The organism is Cryobacterium sp. TMT1-2-1, from assembly GCF_004403955.1.
Taxonomy (GTDB): Bacteria; Actinomycetota; Actinomycetes; order Actinomycetales; family Microbacteriaceae; genus Cryobacterium; species Cryobacterium psychrotolerans.
The window spans coordinates 16,338-33,365 of sequence record NZ_SOHC01000032.1; the positions used below are offsets into that span (position 1 = coordinate 16,338).

Genomic DNA, 17,028 nt, shown 5'->3' on the forward strand with positions numbered 1-17,028 from the left:
TCGTTCAGGTTTCCAGCGCCGTCGGGCGCTGATCGAGGTTGGGCTGGTGTCGTCGCAGTGTGCGGCCGGCACGGATGCCGGTGGGCTGGCCGTCGCGGACGGCGAACCGTCCGGACACCAGGACGTCGCGGATGCCCACGGGGTCTTGCGTCGGATCGTCATAGGTTGCCGGGCCCGCCACTTCTGCGGGATCGAAGACGACCAGGTCCGCGTGGTAACCGGGCTCAACGAGACCGATACCGGTCAACCCGAGTCGACGGGCCGGCTGCGAAGTCATCTTCCGCACCGCGTCCTCCAGGGTGAGGATGTCGGTATCACGGACGTACTCACCCAGGATCCGCGGGAAAGTGCCGTGCAGGCGTGGATGCGGTCGGCCCCCCGCAAGAAGGCCGTCGCTGCCGAAGCACGTGCTTGGCTCCTGCATGACCTGCCGCAGGTCTTCTTCCGAGCAGGCCACCTGAATGTTACTGACGGCACCATCCTCGGCAATCAGGAGATCCAGCAGGAAATCCCCGGGATCCGCCGACTCGGAACGGGAGGCGGATGCCGCAGCCACGCTGAGACCGACGAGATCCTGGTTGCCCACCGTCAAGACATGGCTGATGTAGATGTTCTCCCAGCCGATGCTCGCAACGCGGTTGTCCCATTGGGGTCGTCCGTTGATCCAGTCGGCCTTGATTCTTGCCCTCTCGGCCGGGTCCGCGAGGCGCAGGAGCATCGCCGATAGCCCGCCGGCCAAGGCCCAGTCCGGCAGGAGCGCGGTCATCGTCGTGCTGCCCGCCAGATAGGGGTAGACATCCGATCCGGCGTCGATCCCCTCGGCGCGTGCCTGACGAAGCATGGCCAGGGACTGGCTGACTTTCCCCCAGTTCCGCCCGCCGACGACCTTGTGATGGGCGATCTGCACGGCCGCGCCGGTGCGTCGGCCGACGTCAAGGGTCTCGGCAACGGAGTCCAGAAAACCATCGCCCTGATCCCGCATGTGGCTGGAATACAGTGCTCCGGCGCGGGCAGCCTCGCCAACGAGCTCGCAGATCTCCTCGTGTGAGGAATAGGACCCGGGTGCATAAACCAAACCGCTGCTGAGGCCGACAGCCCCCTGCCGCAAGGCCGCTGCGGCGAGGTCCACCATGGCGCGGCGCTGTTGCGGCGAGGGGATTCCCGCGTCGAAACCGCTGACGGCCGAGCGGAGGGAACCGAGACCGACAAAAGTGGCCACGTTCACGGCCGGCCGGGCCGCAGTAACGCGGGCCAGGTAGCCGTCCACATCGGACCAGTCCCAGTCGAGCTCCCCGAAGCCAAGCACTGGCGTGGCGTACTGGCGGGATTCCGCTCTGAACTGTTCGGTTATCGGGACCACGGAAATACCGCAGTTGCCCACGATCTCGGTCGTAACCCCCTGACGCAGCTTCTGATGAGCGCCCGGCTCTGCTATCAGTGCAAGATCCGAGTGGGAGTGCATGTCGACGAAACCAGGCGCCACGACATGGCCTGTAGCGTCCAGGACCTCGCCGGCCGTTCCCAGGAACTGGCCCGGCGCGACCACATCAACGATGCGGTCCCCCCGCACAAGCACATCCGCGTAGCGCCAGGAGTTACCGGTCCCGTCCACCACGCGGCCGCCGCGAATGAGCAGGTCGATGTCAGCGATGGCGTCGGTTGCCCGGCTCACTTGACCGCACCGGCCGTCAGACCCTTCACCAGATTCTTCTCGATCAACAGGAACAGGATGAGAACCGGCACGATGGCGATCAGTGCCGCTGCCATGAGGTAGTTCCACTCGACCGAGTACTGCCCCAGGAAGGAGTAGATGCCCAGAGGAAGCGTGCGGTTGTCGGGGGTCGAGATGAAGGTGAGCGCGATCATGAACTCGTTCCACGCCCAGATGAAGGCAAAGACCCCTGAAGCCACAAGAGCGGGCTTGGACATCGGCAGCACGACGCGGACAAGCGCGCCCACCCTGGTGCAGCCATCCATCATGGCTGCTTCCTCGATCTCAATGGGAATCGACTCGAAGTATCCGGCGAGGAACCAGACCGAAAAGGCCAGGCTCAATGCGGCATACGTGATGACCAGTGACGCGTTGTTGTCCAGCAAGTGGACCTGGTTCATGAAGCGGAACAGGCCGATCAGGAGCACAACCGGCGAGAACATCTGCGTAACCAGCAGGGCCTGGCGGAACAGGCGCTTGCCCGGAAAGTTCAGCCGCGCCAGGGCGTAGCCCGCGGGTATCGCGAAAGCCATGTTCAGCAATGTGGCCAGCACAGACACGACAACGCTGTTGAGCACGTAGCGCAATAACGGCACTGCCGTCCACACAGTGACGAAGTTCTCCCAAGCCCACGTCTTCGGGAACCAGGTCGGCGGGAAGCTGAACAGTTCCGCGCGTGGACGCAGCGAAGTCGACAGGGCAAATGCGAAAGGGAAGATCGATACGGCCACGACCACGGCGAGAAAAGCCAGCAGGAGCCACCAGGACAACCCGCGCTCATGCCGCTTCATTTGATGCCCACCTTGGCCCGCTCTTTCGTGATGTGAGAGAAAGTGAGGCTGAAGGCCAGCAGCAGCACGAAGATCAGCATCGCCATGGCTGCGGCCGGGCCGAACTGACCCTCAGCAAAGGCACGCTTATAGATATAGGTCACCAGAATGTCCGTCCGGTATGCCGGGGAACCTTGAGTAAGCACCCAAGGAATGGGGAAGGAGTTGAAAACGTAGATCACGTTGAGCAACGTGGTCACGATGAGAACCGGCCGCATCAATGGCAGGGTGATGTGCCAGAAACTGGCCCAGAAGCCCGCGCCATCGACCATCGCCGCCTCGTAGAGTTCGCTCGGGACCGACTGCAGCCCCGCGAGCAACGAAAACGAGGTGAACGGGATGGACACCAGGATCCCGACAAGGATGATTGCCGCCCAGGCTGTTCCCTCGGAGCCCAGCCAGATGATCGGCTGGTCGATGAGGTGCAGCCTCATCAGCGTGCCGTTGATGATGCTGTGCTGGCCGTCCAGGATCCAGCGCCAGATGATCGCGTTGATCATCAGTGATGCCGCCCAGGGAACGATCAGTAACGCCCTCGCCAATCGACGACCGTGGAAGTTGAGGTTGAGGGCCAACGCCACCGGGATTGACACAACCGTCGTGATTCCCACGACTGCTACGGTCCAAAAAACGGTCTGAGCAAGAACGCGCAGGAACACCGTGTCGGAGAGTAGCGCCTGGTAATTCGCCAGTCCAGCGAATCCCTCCCGCTGGGCCAGCGAGTTGACGTTGCTGAACGACATGAGCGCCGTCTCCACAATGGGGTAGAAGACGATCACGCCCACGAGGACGACGGTGGGCAGGATGAAGAGCAGCCCTACCAGCGGCTCCGAGCGCGGCATGCGCAGCCGCCTTCGCGCTGGCCTGCCGGTCCGCACGCCTTCTGCCTCTAATACAGCCATATCCATTCCGTCCTTCATTTGGAGGTACGCGGGTCACCAGCGACGGGCGCTGGCAACCCGCGTATCTCATTCGTTGTGCCGCGGGTTACCAGCGGGGATCACCGGTAACCCGCCCACGGTCACAGCTTGTCGATCTTCGCGGTTGCCTCGTCCAGGGCTTCCTGCGGGCTGGCCAGCCCGCTCAAGGCCTTCTGGATGGCCACAGTTTCGATCTGCTGAATCTGCTCGAACTTGGGGTGCTGGGGCTGGAATTTGGCTGTCGCCAGTGCGTCGATGAAAGGCTTGTACTCAGGGGTCTGGTAGTAAGCCGACTCCGCCACGGCGTTGAGCTCAGGCAGCATGCCTTCGGTTTCGTCAAAGACCTGACGGTACTTGGGCTGGTACATGAATTCGATGAATTTCCAGGCCTCCGCCTGATGCGCGCCATTTGCCGACATCCCGAGGGAATCCGTGACCGAGACCGTCTGCTGTTCCTTGCCATCGTTCGTCGGGAACGGCACTGCGGCAAATTTCATGGACGGGTTGTCCGCCTTGATCATGGCTGTCAGCCACGGCCCGGTCGGGTACATCGCCAACTGGCCGGCCTTGAAGTTCTCAATGACCTGCTCCCGAGTGAATCCGCTGGGCTCGGGCTGGCTGCCACCGCTCTTGACCAGATCGGTCAGGAACTCCAGCGCTTCGACGCTCTCAGGCTCGCTCAGCATCGACTTCCCGTCTGCATCGAGGATGTCGCCCCCGTTGTTGTACAAGAAGTAGTTGAAGAAGGTGTCCACCTCGATCCCGCTGGCGGGCACGCCCAGGCCGTAGAGCTCCGGCGGATTGGCCGACTTGGTGGCCGCCTCCATCAGGTCGTCCCACGTCTCTGGTGCGGACAGGCCCGCGTCCTCAAGTACGTCGGTGCGGTAGAAGAGCAGCCGGGCCGAAACCGCTACCGGAAGGCCGTAGGTCTTGTCCTCGTAAACGCCGGCGTCGAGGACTTTCTGGTTGAAGCCCTCCCGGAAGTCCGCCGTCAGAAGATCGTCCAGCGGCGCGAGCTGCTTCAGCCCTGCGAACTCTGAGATCCATCGCGTCGCGTAGCCGAAGACGTCCGGCGCCTGGTCAGAGCCCATGCTCACGGCCAGTTTGTCGTGCATCTTGTCCCATGGCGCGGTTTCGAGGTTGACCTTGATCTCGCCCTTGTTGGCCGTGTTGAAGTCATCAACCATGGTTTTCATCAGCGGTGTGGTTTTCGCGCTGTACTCCGGAAAGAGGAAACGCAACTCAACCTCACCCCCACTTGCCGAGTTGTTCGAGGTTCCGCATGCGGCCAGGGAGGCCACTGTGGCGACCGCCAGGGCAAGTGCCAAAGCTCGGCGCGCGCGCCGCCCTGGGCGAGCGAACGGGGATTTCATCATTGTGGAGCCTTCCATTCTGTAGGGTTGCGGTGCGTCAGGGAGAAATCGAAGTGGGAGGGGTGAGGCGGGTGGAACTACAGGCCTTCGCCCTGCGGTTCCTGAAGATTCAGGACGACCAGTCGGGAGTCCGTCATCTCCTCCACGGCGTAGCGCACGCCCTCCCGGCCGGTACCGCTTTGCTTCACGCCTCCATAAGGCATGGAGTCCACGCGATATGACGACGCGTCGTTGACGATGACCCCGCCAACGTCCAGCCTCTGGGCCGCGGCCAGCGCGACATCCAGGCTGGCGGTGAAGATGCCCGCCTGCAGGCCGTACTCGGTGTTGTTCGCGATGTGGAGCGCTTCGCCCAGGGTGGCGTAGGGAATCAGCACCGCAACGGGAGCAAACGCTTCACGACAGGCCAGGCTCGACTGCAGGGACGGCCTCGTCAGCACGGCCGGGGTCAGGAACTGACCGTCACGCGTGCCACCGCACACCAATTCGGCGCCGTCGGCAACAGCCTCCGCTATCCACTCCTCGGCGCGCGTCGCTGCCTCGAGGGAAATCATTGGACCCACGTCGGTCGATTCCTCCGACGGGTCACCCACGACCAGGGCCTGGACATGATCGGCGAGCTGTGCAGTGAATTGATCGAAGATGCTTTCCTGAACAAGGATGCGCTGTGCGCTGATGCAGACCTGGCCCGCGTAGATCGACAATGACCGTGCCAGCGCCTTGGCAGCCAGGCCCAGGTCTGCGTCCGTGTGAACGATATTGGCGGAATTGCTACCGAGCTCCAACAGGGTCTTGCGCAGGCCGACCGTTCGCCGAATGTGGGTTCCCACCGCAGTGCTGCCGGTGAAGGTGTACACAGCGAACCGGGGATCCTCAAGGAGCTGCTGGCCGACCGTCTCTCCCCTGCCCTGGACCATGGTGACGTGGCCGGGCGGCAGCCCGGCGTCAAGAAGCGTTTGCACCAACATGATCGCCGACAAGGGCGTGACCTCCGCGGGCTTGACCACGACAGTGCACCCCGCCGCGATCGCGGTCGGCACCTTGTGGGACAGCTGATTCACCGGGCCGTTAAACGGAGTGATGGCACACACGACTCCGGCGGGTCGACTCATCGTGAACGCACGGCGGTTTTCCGAACCGGGAGTGGCGTTGACCGGAACAACCTCGCCGGTGAGGCGCGTAGCCTCCTGGGCGCACAGCTCGAAGGTCAGTACCGCACGGGCAACCTCGGCGCGGGAGTCACGAATAGACTTCCCGGCCTCAGCGACAATCGACCGGGCAAAGTCCTCGGCTCGTTCCGCGATCAGCTCCGAGGCCCGTCGAAGGATCGTCGCCCGCTCGAAAGGGCTGAGTTCCTGCGCGGCGAACGTCGCGGCCGCCTGCGCCACCGCTGCATCAACCTCGGCAGGCGTGGATTCTCGGAGCGTCGCCAGCAGGTGGCCGCCGAAAGGAGCCCGCACCTCCAGCATGTGCTCGCCGTTGCCGGCCTCCCATCGCTCACCGATCAGGAGACCGTGGGCCGGTAGATTATCCGGTATGAAACTTTGCATGCATCGAAGTATGCATGCTGGTGTGGTGCCGGTCAAGCAATTTGTTATCTCTTTTTGATGCCAAAAATGTCGTCATTGCCAAACGGCCCGATCAGGGCACGCGCGGATAGGATCTTGTATGCATGCACGCATGCTGAATTGCACGGCAAGCCACCGACAACAGTCAGTGCCACGGAAGTCGCCCTCACGAGGGACGATACTGAAGGAGATGACCCGATGCCCCCACTTGGGCGAACGGACCAGCGTTTGGCGCCGGCTCCCATCAATCGAACCACGGAGGTCTACGAGCAACTGCGCCAGGCCATCGTGGAGGGATCGATCAGGCCGAACGAACGCCTCATTGAGAGCGACCTCGCCGAGAGGCTTGGGGTGAGCCGCACGCCGGTGCGGGAGACCATGCTGCGACTTGCCGGCGACGGCCTCATAGTCAGCCAGCGTCGCGGTTGGGTTGTGCGCGAACATTCTCCCGAGGAGATCCGAGAGGTCTACGAGATCCGCGCCGCACTCGAAGGGTTCGCCGCCGGTCTGGCAGCCCACAGGGCCACTGATGCGGAACTCAAAGCCATCGAGGCGATCCATCAGAGCTATATCGACTCGATTCAAAGCTCAAGTCGTGGGCATTTGGTGGAGCACAACGACGCCTTCCACGAAGCGATCATCGCCGCTGCATGCAACCAGTTGCTTGCCGAGCAGATTCACCGCAATAGCCAGTACTACTTCATCCACCGCATCGCAGGGTTCCTGTCCGACGAGGAGGTGCGCGTATCCATAGAGGGTCATGAGGAACTCGTCCAGGCCCTACTGGCGCGCGACCCCGTTCTCTCCGAGCAGGTCGCCCGCGCGCGCGTCTTTGATGGCCTGGAAAAAGTCCTCAACCGGATCCGCTGAAAGGGCCGCGCCCCGGGTGATGTCGCACATCCAGCCCGGTCGCGCTCGGGGTTACGTCTCTATCTTCACCGCCTTCACTGCGCTCCTCGGTCAAGCCTTCGAATATCTGCGGGCGAGGGTCGACAGGGCGACGGCGAGAACGAGAATTCCACCCTTGAAGACGAACTGCCAAAAGGTTGGTGTGCCCATCAGGCTCAGCCCGTTGAATCCGACGTTGACGACCAGCACGCCGACGAGGGTGCCGATGATGTGAAAGTCACCGTCACGCAGCGTGGCAGCGCCCAGGAAGACTGCGGCGAAAGAGTCCAACAGGTAACCGTCCCCGGCGCTCACCGTTCCGCTCCCCAGCAATGAGGCCAGGAGTATTCCCGCTGTGGCGGCGCAGACACCGGCGATAATGAAAGCCGTGATCTTGGCGCGGTCGGTTCGCAGGCCAGCCAGGTGGGCGGCGTTCTTGTTCGCGCCCACCGCTTGCATGCGCTGGCCGGGCGGCGTGCGGTTCAGAATGACCCACAGCACGGCCAGAATGGCGATCATGATCCAAATGGGGTTCTGGATTGTGAGGAAACGGCCGAGTGTGATGTTGGTGAAGGCCGTCGGCACCGAGATGATCGGCGATCCGGCGGTATAGCCGTAGGCAAGGCCGATGAGCACGGTCCCGACGCCGAGTGTCGCAACGACAGCATTGACACCTACCTTGGTGACGAGCAGCCCGTTGACGGTTCCGATGAGTGCACCGATCAACAGGGTGGCCAGAATGGCGATCGGCAACGGAAGCCCCTGATTGGCCATGAGCCCGGTGACCAGGATCCCGGCCAGGCTCGCCGCGTAGCCGATACTCAGATCCATCTCGCCGACCACGAGGACGAGGGTTAACCCGCTGGCGATGATTGCGGTGAGGGCAGACTGATTGACGATGGCCAGAAGATTGTTGCTGCTCAGGAAGGCGCCATTCGGGACGCCGAGGCCGAAGATGAGAATCATCACGGCCATGGCGATGAGGGTGCCATATTTGGAGACGATGGTCAGCGCCAGACGCCGTCCGCGACCTCCGTGGGGCTTACCTTGGCGGGGTAGCCCGGTCCCAGGCCTCAGTGCGATAGTTTCGGTGCTCACGCCGCCGAGTCCTTTCCTTCATCCCTGGCAAAGCTCAGGGAAATTATTTGGTCTTCCGTGATTGCGGTTCCGGTCAGTTCGCCGGTGATCTTGCCTTCAGCCAGCACGACGACGCGATCGCACAGCGCCACAAGCTCTTCGTTGTCGCTCGATATCGCCAGGATCGCTGTCCCGCTGTCCGCGAGTTCCCGGATGACCCGGTGAACTTCAGCGCGAGCCCCGACGTCGACGCCTCGCGACGGCTCGTCGAGAATGAGGAGCCTGGGTTTGTCGAGCAGCCACCGTGCGATGACGACCTTCTGCTGGTTGCCGCCGGAGAGAGAGCTGACGAGCGCTTCGACGTCGCTGGCTTTCACCGTGACGAGATCGGCGACCTTTTGCGCCCGCTGACGGGCGCGCCGGAGGCTGAGGAACGGAAAGAGAGCGGAGGGCGTCAGCGAATCCAGTTTGGCGATGTTGATGTTGAAATCGATCGATCGTTCCAGGAAGAGCGCCTCGGAGCGCCTCTCCTCCGGGACCAGGCCGATGCCCGCTGCGACCGCGTCCGCGGGTTGGCGGAACGCGGTTCTCTTGCCGTCGAGAACAACCTCTCCCGCGCTCTTGGGAAGCGCCCCATAGATCATCTTGGCCAATTCGGTGCGCCCGGACCCGACCAGGCCTCCCAGCCCCAGAATCTCTCCGGCGTGCACGGTCAGCGAAACGTCTCGCAACAGGTCAGGGTCGGAGACTCCGCGAACTTCAAGAATTGCGCGCCCGTGGTCTCGCGGCTCGTGGCCGCGCTCAAGAATGACCAGATCGCGGCCGACGATCGCTCGAATCAGTTCGGCTTTGGTGGTGCGGTCTCCGACCACCCGCTTGGTGACGGCGCCGTCCTTGAAAACGGTGATGTCGTCACACAGATCTGACACCTCGTCGAGGCGATGGGAAACGAACACGACGGCGGTGCCGGACGACACCAATTCCCGCACAATCTGGTGGAGCCTCGTCGTCTCCTCGACCGAGAGGGACGCTGTTGGCTCGTCCATCGCGATCAGACGCGCGTCCCGCATGAGCGCCCTGCCGATGAGCACCAACCATTTGTCCGCGGTACTGAGGCTGTCGACGTTGGTGGAGAGGGAGAATCGAATGCCCAGTCGAGAAGCGACCTGTTTCGCTCGAGTCCGGGTGGGCCGCCAGTCGATCACGCCGAGCCTCGTGGCGGGGGGGATGCCGAGCGCCATATTGCGCAGGACATCCCACCCGGGGATCAGACTCATTTCCTGATGGATGAAAGCCAGACCCAGCGATGCCGCATCGTCAGGGGTTGCGATCGTCACCGCCTGTCCATCGACTTCGATCGTTCCGCTGTCGGGCCGACCGATTCCGGCCAGCGCCCTGATGAGGGTCGACTTGCCGGCGCCGTTGGCACCAATGAGACCGTGAACGACTCCCGCGCGGATGTCGAACGACACCTCCTTGAGCGCAGCGACGCCGCCGAAGGACTTGCTTACATCGGTGATTCTGACCAGGGGCCGCAGCTCCTGCGGCCCGCGTGGCCTGATGTCCTCAAGCACCATCGGCTTTTCACTCCTTCTATCTTGTGCGACCGCCACCAAGCAGGCGTCGGGCTACTTGAGTGCTTCCGGGTGGTCCTTCACGAACGCGTCAACGTTGTCGGCCGTGACCAGAATGCCGTCAACATTGATCGTCTTCTGCTTCCAGCTTTTGCCGGCCGCGATCGCCTCAAGGGTGGTATCGAACATGGCCTTGCCTTCCCCAGCCCCGTCTTCATAGACCGTCGCCGTCAGACTTCCATCCTGCACCGCTTTAATGGCCGTGCTCGATCCGTTGATGCCGTAGGTCAGCACATCGGTACGACCGGCCTGCTTCAATGCGGAGATTGCACCGAGCGTCGGGTCTTCCCAGCATCCCCAGATTGCCAGGTTGCCTTCGCCCGCAGGGTGACCGGCCAGCCAGGCGGTTGCGTAACGGGCTCCATCCTGAAGGAATCCGGGAATGGTCACTTCCTCTTTCTGAACGGTCACGTTTGGCTGCTTGCTGACGATCTCATCGAAGAGTGTCTCTCGAGCCCGGCAGACCTCACCCGTGCGGTAGGTGAGGGCGAGGACCGCACCTTCGTTGTCAATGTCGCTCAGCAACTGCTCGGTGGCCGGCTTGGCAAACGGCGCGCCGTCTCCAGTGGTCATGACGACGCCATCGGTGAGGCCGCCACCCCAGCTGGCGACCGGAATACCTGCAGACCTGGCGGCGTTCATGCCAGCGCCGAGTGACGTGACCGGGAAGACGAGGTCGAAGATCATTCCAGCTTTTTTGCTGACGAAGTTCGTGATGGCCGAGTTGGCGGTGTCGGCGTTGCCTGCCGCGTCCACGACTTCCACTTTCCATCCTGCGGCCTTGGCTGCAGCCGTCGCACCGGCGATGACCCGGGCGTTGTTCGCGTCGCTCGCGGTAATGGTGACGATGCCGAGCAGCTTGTTTACGTCGCCGCCGGATGCGGCAGGGGTGGCCTCGTCAGCCGGCGTGCTGCAGGCAGCCGTGCCGACCATGAGGGCGGCGGCGATGGCCGCGGCAAAAACGACTTTGTTCTTACGCATTGTGATCTCCTTCTAGAGGTCCTGTGACGGGTTGTTTTGGTGGTGCGGGGAGCGGTGGTGAGTTCGGAGAAGACGTGGGTTTATGAGCGGGGGAGAATACGGGACTCGACGCCTGGGGCAAGGAGGAGTTCGGCCACAGAGAGGTTGTCGTCATACCGACGGGACAGATGGCGCTTGAACGTCTCCGATTCGTGCACGATGACGAGCCGGTTGGTATCACCGGCGAGCCGCACCATCTCGTCAATCAGGCGCAAACCGGCCCAGCCGCTGCCGCCGCCGAAGCCGATGTTGACGTACTCGCCGGACTGGTTGATGCCCTCGGCATTTTCGTAGCTGTACATTGCGTCACCGGTGACGACCCAGTTGCGGCCCTCATGGTCGGTGACGACGACATACTGACCACCCTGGGTGTGTGTGTCCCAGGCAGCACGAATGGAGAGGCCGGGCAAGAAGTCATCGACCGCGCCGTCCAGGAGCCTCAGCCTCCCGGTCCTGGCCAGTTCCTCAAGAACATCGATGTCGGCGGGGTCGAGGGCGCCGATGATCGAGTCATACAGAGGCGAGGCGTTGAGCGCTTCCCTGGACGTCTCCAACTCGCGCCGCTGCATATAGAAAGTGGCATTGGGAAACCATCGCGTGGCGCCGGCGTGGTCGTAGTGGGCGTGAGTCAGAATCACGATGTCAATGTCTTCCGGACGAACCCCGACCTTCGCCAGCACAGCGTCAGGCGTCTGGTAATCGACGATGTCGTTTGAGTCGTTCAGCTCCTTGTTGCCGGAGGTGTTATCGTGCCCGATGTCGATCAGAATCCGGTGCCCGCCACCCTCGACGTAGGCATAGCTGTAGGCGAAGAGCCGGGTGCCCGCGTTCCACTCACCGTAGAAGACACAACCGAGGGGCTGGGCCAGGCAGTGAGAGTATTCCAGCATCCAGAGCGAGTATGACGTCATGGGCTCTTAGCCACTCCTCATCGAGTTGTCGGACGCTGGGCGTCGTGGACGGGTCTTGGTAATCGATTACTCGGGAAACTCCAACGAACTGAAGTAATCGATTTCTGGAGCCTAATAGGTGGACCGGTGGGTGTCAAGCGACATGCCCGACGTACCTATCGCATCCCCCAGGACCGTTGCGAACTCTCCCGGACGATAAGGGTCGTGGAGAGGGTGAGTTGGCGCCTTTCGGCCGGGGCCGTACCGCGGATCCGCTCCATGAGCAGCTGTGCCGCCTGAGCCCCGATGTCGTAGGCAGGTTGCGCGACGACAGACATAGGCGGACTGATGAACGGGGCCCACGGCGCGTCGTCGAAGGTGATGATGCCGATGTCACGGCCGATGCGGAGTCCGCGTCGTTTGAGCTCATCGAGGACGCCCAGCGTCATTTGGGCGTTCGCGACAAACAAAGCGTCCGGCGCGACCTCCGCATCCAACAGCTCACTGGCGGCGCGAGCCCCGCCGTGCTGCCGGAACGGTGCGTGCACGAAGAGCTCATCGAGGTTGCCGTGCTGTCGCACCGCCTCAAGGTAGCCCTGCAGCCGTTCCTGCGCCGTCGCAGCCTCCTCTGGTCCGGTAATACAGGCCGGCCGCGTCCACCCGGCGTCGAGGAGGTGGTTGGTCGCGGACTCAGCTCCCTCCCTGGAGTGCACCATGACGGAGTCGACCGGTTCGTTCAAGGGACGGTCGATGACAACCAGAGGGATGTTGGCGCCGCGCAGGCGCGACACATCACTGCCCGCCATGTGCGGGGACAGGATGACGCCGGCGACCTGTTCCTGCTCGGCAACGCGCAGGTAGGTTGCCTCCTTGGCCGAGTCCTCATCAGCGTTGCAGAGAAGCACGGAGTAACCGGAGCGTTGAGCCACGTCTTCAACGCCCCGCGTGATCGCGGTGAAGAACGGGTTGCTCACGTCGCTGATGATCAGCGCAATCACGTCGCTGGACTGACGGCGCAAGCTTCTGGCGATACCGTTCGGACGATAACCCAGCTTCGCGGCGGCGGCTCGGACCCTGTCCGCGTACTCCGGGTTCACATTCGGATGGTCGTTGAGCGCTCGGGAAACCGTAGCGACTGAAACGCCTGCCTCGCGTGCCACATCACTGATTTTCGCCATCAGTCACCACGCCCTTTCGCAGAATCACATTGCCATACGGCCGCAGTTCGCCAGTCGCGACAATGAGAACGGATTCCTGCGCGCGCTCGTAGAACTCGAAGCGGGTGATCGCCTCTGCACGAACGGCACCTGTTCTTCCGGTGGCCCGGACGAGCTCGGCGTGAATGTCCGGGGGGCCGGCCGGGGCCGACATCAGGCTGATCGGCTCGTCGGGATCGATGGGAAATACCGTAGCGATAGCCCTGATGGCCTCGATCGCGGTTGCCCCTGGCAGGTCGATGACGGGGGGGCCGAGCCGGCGAGCAGGGAAATTGGCATCCGCAATGACGAGCATGTCGCCGTGGCCCATCTCGTCCAATCGGGCCAGGAGGCTACCCCGCAGAAGTGGATCCACTCCGATGAGCATTTGACCTCCCTGTCCGCGCGGGCACGGTCGTCCGCTGCTGGATGATTTCCATTTCCAGCATCCTATCGGGAAACGATTACCGAACGTTCTTGCGCCAAGACTTGACCGAGTAATCGATTTCTGAAATTGTTTGTAGAGCGACGACGAAGGAGTCCCCCATGACCCAGTACCATCTGCCGACCACGACCACGCGCGGACGCGTCGAGGCCAAGACCGCTTATCTCATCTCCAGCGGGGACCTGCGCCACTCGGCCAACATCGCCGGCTGGCCGACTCAGGCGGCCCTGGAGGAGGCAGTGACGGCCGTTTTCACGGGATTCGGCTGGACTGTCGTGCGCGCCAATCCGGTGGATCCGAAGACCGGACACGGTTTCATCTCCAGCCAGCGCATGGGCCTGGAGGTTTTCAAGAACATTCCCACTGATGCGCCGCTCATTGTGGCCGAGGCGGTCTGGCAATACAGCCACCACATTCTCGCCGGGCTTCGGACCCATGGTGGCGACATTCTCACCCTGGCTAACTTCGCCGGCGACTGGCCAGGTCTTGTCGGCCTGCTCGGGCTCAATGCGGGACTGACCAAGATGGGGAGGCCCTACTCGACGATCTGGAGTGAAGACTTCACTGACGATTGGTTTGTCGAGGGCATCAAGTCCTGGATTGAGACCGGCCGCATTGACCATGACGCCTCGCACGTCAAGGATCTCGTCGACCTCCCCGGCGGTGCCGAGAGGGATCTCGGCGGAGCGATCGCGCACCAGCTTCTGACTGACAAGGCCATCATTGGTGTTTTCGATGAGGGCTGCATGGGAATGTACAACGCGATCATCGATGACGAGCTACTCAACAAACTCGGAATCTACAAGGAGCGCCTCTCCCAGAGCGCTCTCTACGCCGAGATGCTCACGGTTCCGGATGAGGAAGCACGGGCGGTTCGGGAGTGGCTTGACGCCAAGGGCATGACCTTCAAAACCGGCACTGACGATGCCACCGAACTCACCGACGCCCAACTGCACGAACAGTTCAAGATGTATATCGCCGCCCTGCGCATCAGCGACGATTTCGGGCTGGATGCCGTTGGTATCCAGTACCAACAGGGCCTCAAGGACCTCACCCCCGCCTCCGACCTCGCCGAGGGCCTGCTCAACAATGTGGATCGCCCGCCGGTGCTCAGCCGGGATGGCTCCCGGATCCTCTGGGACGGCGAAGCCCTTCCTCATTTCAATGAGGCCGACGAAGGCGTCGCGGTCGACGCGCTCATCACCAACCGGGTGTGGACGGCAATGGACCTTGACCCGGCCACAACCCTGCACGACGTGCGCTGGGGCGAAGACTACGGCGATGAATTCGTGTGGGTGTACGAGATCTCGGGATCTGTCCCTCCCTCCCATTTCGAGGGTGGCTACGCGGGCGCCAGCAGCTGGCGCCAGTCCCCGGTCTATTTTCCGGCTGGCGGCGGAACCATCAAGGGCGTGTCGAAGCCCGGCGAGATTGTCTGGTCGCGCGTCTACGTCGCCCCCGACGGGCTGCACGTCGATATGGGCCGGGCGTCGGCAATCGCGCTCCCCACGGAGGAGACCGAACGCCGCTGGCAGGCGACGAACCCCGAATGGCCCATCATGCACGTCGTCCTGCACGGCATCTCCCGCAACCAGTTCATGGCGCGCCACAAGGCCAACCACGCCCAGGTCGCCTACGCGCCCGATGCCGCAACCGCGGACCGGGCGCTGATTGCCAAGGCAGCGGTCTTCGACGCACTGGGTGTGCAGGTCCACTTCTGCGGCGACGTCGATCTCAGCGCCTCCGCATGATGCCGGCCGTTCTCGGCGTCGATATCGGAACGTCGAGCAGCAAGGGGATCCTGGTCTCACTTGACGGGAGCATTATCGGCATCGCTGTCCGCGGGCATGAGGTCGACCGCCCGGGACCTGGCCGGGTGGAGATGGATGCCGATCTCTGGTGGCGCGAATTCGCCGACTTGTCCCGGGAACTGCTGGCAAGGCATCCCGTTACCCTCGTCGGTGTCGGGGTCAGTGGGATGGGCCCGTGCGTTGCATTGGCCGACGCCGACGGACATGCAGTGCGCCCGGCAATTCTCTACGGCGTCGACACCCGGGCCGTCGCGCAGATAGAGCGCCTCACCATGCAACTCGGTCAGGCAGCCATCGTGGATCGCTGCGGTTCAGCCTTGTCGACGCAATCCGTCGGCCCGAAACTGGCTTGGCTCGCCGAGCATGAGCCGGCGGTCACCAACCGGGCCAGGCTGCTGTTCATGCCGAGTTCCTGGTTGGCCTTCCATCTCACGGGCGCGTACACACTGGACCACCACTCCGCGAGCCAGTGCACCCCGATGTATGACACCGTCGCCCAGGATTGGTATGAACCGTGGGCTGGACTCGTAGCGCCCGGGCTCGAACTTCCTCGACTCGTCTGGCCCGGGGAGGTAGTCGGTCGCGTGTCAGCGGCGGCTTCCGCCGTGACGACGATTCCCGAGGGGGTGCCGGTCATTGCAGGAACCATTGATGCCTGGTCTGAGGCGATCAGCGTCGGAGCCCAAAATCCAGGCGACTTGATGGTGATGTACGGCACCACGATGTTCCTGATCAATACGGTCGAGGAACAGATCAGTTCCGCCACCCTGTGGGGCACAGTCGGCGCGCTGCCCGGCACGCGCAACCTCGCCGGCGGGATGGCGACGTCGGGCGCGATCACGCAGTGGTTGCGCGAACTGGTCGGTTCGCCGGATTACGCCACATTGATCGCCGAAGCCGACGCAGCGGGAGCCGGAGCCCGCGGGTTGCTCATGCTCCCCTATTTCGCCGGCGAACGAACCCCGATTGCCGACCCCCGCGCCCGGGGAATCATCGCTGGACTCACGCTGGAGCACACCAGAGGAGACCTGTATCGGGCGACCCTCGAAGCGACCGCCTTCGGCGTACGGCACAACATAGAGGCGCTGCGCATGGCAGGCGGCCGCATCGATCGCGCCGTGGCGGTGGGCGGGGGGACTCAGGGCGGCCTGTGGACCCAAATCGTGAGTGACATCACCGGGATTGCCCAGGAAATTCCTTCCGTGACGATTGGCGCGAGCTTCGGCGCCGCGTTCCTTGCGGCTTCCGCGTCGACGTCGGTCATGATCGAAGGGTGGAATCCGATTTCGCACGTAGTCGAGCCGAGGGCGGAGCATGCGGGCCACTACGACGATCTCTACGCCATCTACCGCGACCTGTACACGTCGACCGCAGACCTGATGCATCGGCTGGAAGAGCTCTCCAGGGAGTCCTAGAAGGCATTGCAGGGTTCCTGTCCGAGGAGGTGCGCGTATCCATAGAGGGTCATGAGGAACTCGTCCGGGCCCTACTGGCGCGCGACCCCGTTCTCTCCGAGCAAGTCGCCCGCGCGCGCGTCTTTGATGGCCCGGAAAAAGTCCTCAACCGGATCCGCTGAAAGCGCCGAGCCCCGAGGCGGACGTAGCCGTCTCCCGGCCTACTTTTCCGTGAGGGGCAGGAAGTACCAGATGTCGAGGTCGCTCGGGC

At 63.1% G+C, this 17,028-nt stretch carries 14 protein-coding genes; 3 read left to right on the forward strand and 11 right to left on the reverse strand.

The window, feature by feature from the left end:
* Positions 1–4: 4 nt before the first annotated feature.
* The 5 genes from E3T33_RS06350 to E3T33_RS06370 form a co-directional block, all read right to left on the reverse strand.
* A complete protein-coding gene (locus E3T33_RS06350) occupies positions 5–1,672 on the reverse strand; it encodes a D-aminoacylase (protein WP_166784418.1) in 1,668 nt (555 codons plus the stop codon).
* Positions 1,669–2,502, reverse strand: coding sequence for a carbohydrate ABC transporter permease (locus E3T33_RS06355; protein ID WP_092324776.1), 834 nt, complete (start codon positions 2,500–2,502; stop codon positions 1,669–1,671). Before E3T33_RS06355 ends, E3T33_RS06350 begins: the two co-directional genes overlap by 4 nt.
* On the reverse strand, positions 2,499–3,449 hold the full coding sequence (locus E3T33_RS06360; protein ID WP_198414404.1) for a sugar ABC transporter permease: 951 nt from the start codon (positions 3,447–3,449) through the stop codon (positions 2,499–2,501). Before E3T33_RS06360 ends, E3T33_RS06355 begins: the two co-directional genes overlap by 4 nt.
* A gap of 113 nt (positions 3,450–3,562) precedes the next feature.
* Complete coding sequence (locus tag E3T33_RS06365) at positions 3,563–4,837, reverse strand: sugar ABC transporter substrate-binding protein (protein WP_166784419.1); 1,275 nt, start codon at positions 4,835–4,837, stop codon at positions 3,563–3,565.
* Between the two features lie 74 nt (positions 4,838–4,911).
* A complete protein-coding gene (locus tag E3T33_RS06370; RefSeq protein ID WP_092324779.1) occupies positions 4,912–6,384 on the reverse strand; it encodes an aldehyde dehydrogenase family protein in 1,473 nt (490 codons plus the stop codon).
* Between the two features lie 216 nt (positions 6,385–6,600).
* On the opposite strand from E3T33_RS06370, the gene E3T33_RS06375 reads away from it, so the two are divergent.
* Positions 6,601–7,272, forward strand: a complete 672-nt coding sequence (locus E3T33_RS06375) for a GntR family transcriptional regulator (protein ID WP_166784420.1) — start codon at positions 6,601–6,603, stop codon at positions 7,270–7,272.
* A gap of 90 nt (positions 7,273–7,362) precedes the next feature.
* Here the strand turns inward: E3T33_RS06375 and E3T33_RS06380 are convergent, their stop codons facing one another.
* The 6 genes from E3T33_RS06380 to E3T33_RS06405 form a co-directional block, all read right to left on the reverse strand.
* The gene (locus E3T33_RS06380; RefSeq protein WP_198417110.1) at positions 7,363–8,388 is read right to left on the reverse strand and encodes an ABC transporter permease; all 1,026 of its coding nucleotides are present in this window, start codon (positions 8,386–8,388) and stop codon (positions 7,363–7,365) included.
* Positions 8,385–9,944, reverse strand: a complete 1,560-nt coding sequence (locus E3T33_RS06385) for a sugar ABC transporter ATP-binding protein (protein ID WP_134574973.1) — start codon at positions 9,942–9,944, stop codon at positions 8,385–8,387. Before E3T33_RS06385 ends, E3T33_RS06380 begins: the two co-directional genes overlap by 4 nt.
* A 51-nt stretch (positions 9,945–9,995) precedes the next feature.
* The gene (locus tag E3T33_RS06390) at positions 9,996–10,982 is read right to left on the reverse strand and encodes a sugar ABC transporter substrate-binding protein (RefSeq protein ID WP_092324786.1); all 987 of its coding nucleotides are present in this window, start codon (positions 10,980–10,982) and stop codon (positions 9,996–9,998) included.
* Between the two features lie 80 nt (positions 10,983–11,062).
* Positions 11,063–11,911 carry an MBL fold metallo-hydrolase gene (locus E3T33_RS06395; RefSeq protein ID WP_166784421.1) on the reverse strand — a complete coding sequence of 283 codons (849 nt, stop codon included), beginning with the start codon at positions 11,909–11,911 and terminating at the stop codon, positions 11,063–11,065.
* A 176-nt stretch (positions 11,912–12,087) separates the two neighbouring features.
* Positions 12,088–13,089, reverse strand: coding sequence for a LacI family DNA-binding transcriptional regulator (locus E3T33_RS06400; protein WP_092324789.1), 1,002 nt, complete (start codon positions 13,087–13,089; stop codon positions 12,088–12,090).
* Positions 13,073–13,495 carry an RbsD/FucU domain-containing protein gene (locus tag E3T33_RS06405; RefSeq protein ID WP_092324791.1) on the reverse strand — a complete coding sequence of 141 codons (423 nt, stop codon included), beginning with the start codon at positions 13,493–13,495 and terminating at the stop codon, positions 13,073–13,075. The genes E3T33_RS06400 and E3T33_RS06405 overlap by 17 nt, the downstream gene beginning before the upstream one ends.
* A gap of 158 nt (positions 13,496–13,653) precedes the next feature.
* Here E3T33_RS06405 and E3T33_RS06410 point away from each other — a divergent pair, with 158 nt between their 5' ends.
* Together E3T33_RS06410 and E3T33_RS06415 are read left to right on the forward strand one after the other, a co-directional pair.
* Positions 13,654–15,303, forward strand: a complete 1,650-nt coding sequence (locus E3T33_RS06410; RefSeq protein ID WP_092324792.1) for a fucose isomerase — start codon at positions 13,654–13,656, stop codon at positions 15,301–15,303.
* Entirely contained in the window at positions 15,300–16,778 is a 1,479-nt protein-coding gene (locus tag E3T33_RS06415; protein WP_338419125.1) for an FGGY family carbohydrate kinase, read from the forward strand. The genes E3T33_RS06410 and E3T33_RS06415 overlap by 4 nt, the downstream gene beginning before the upstream one ends.
* Positions 16,779–17,028 lie beyond the last annotated feature (250 nt).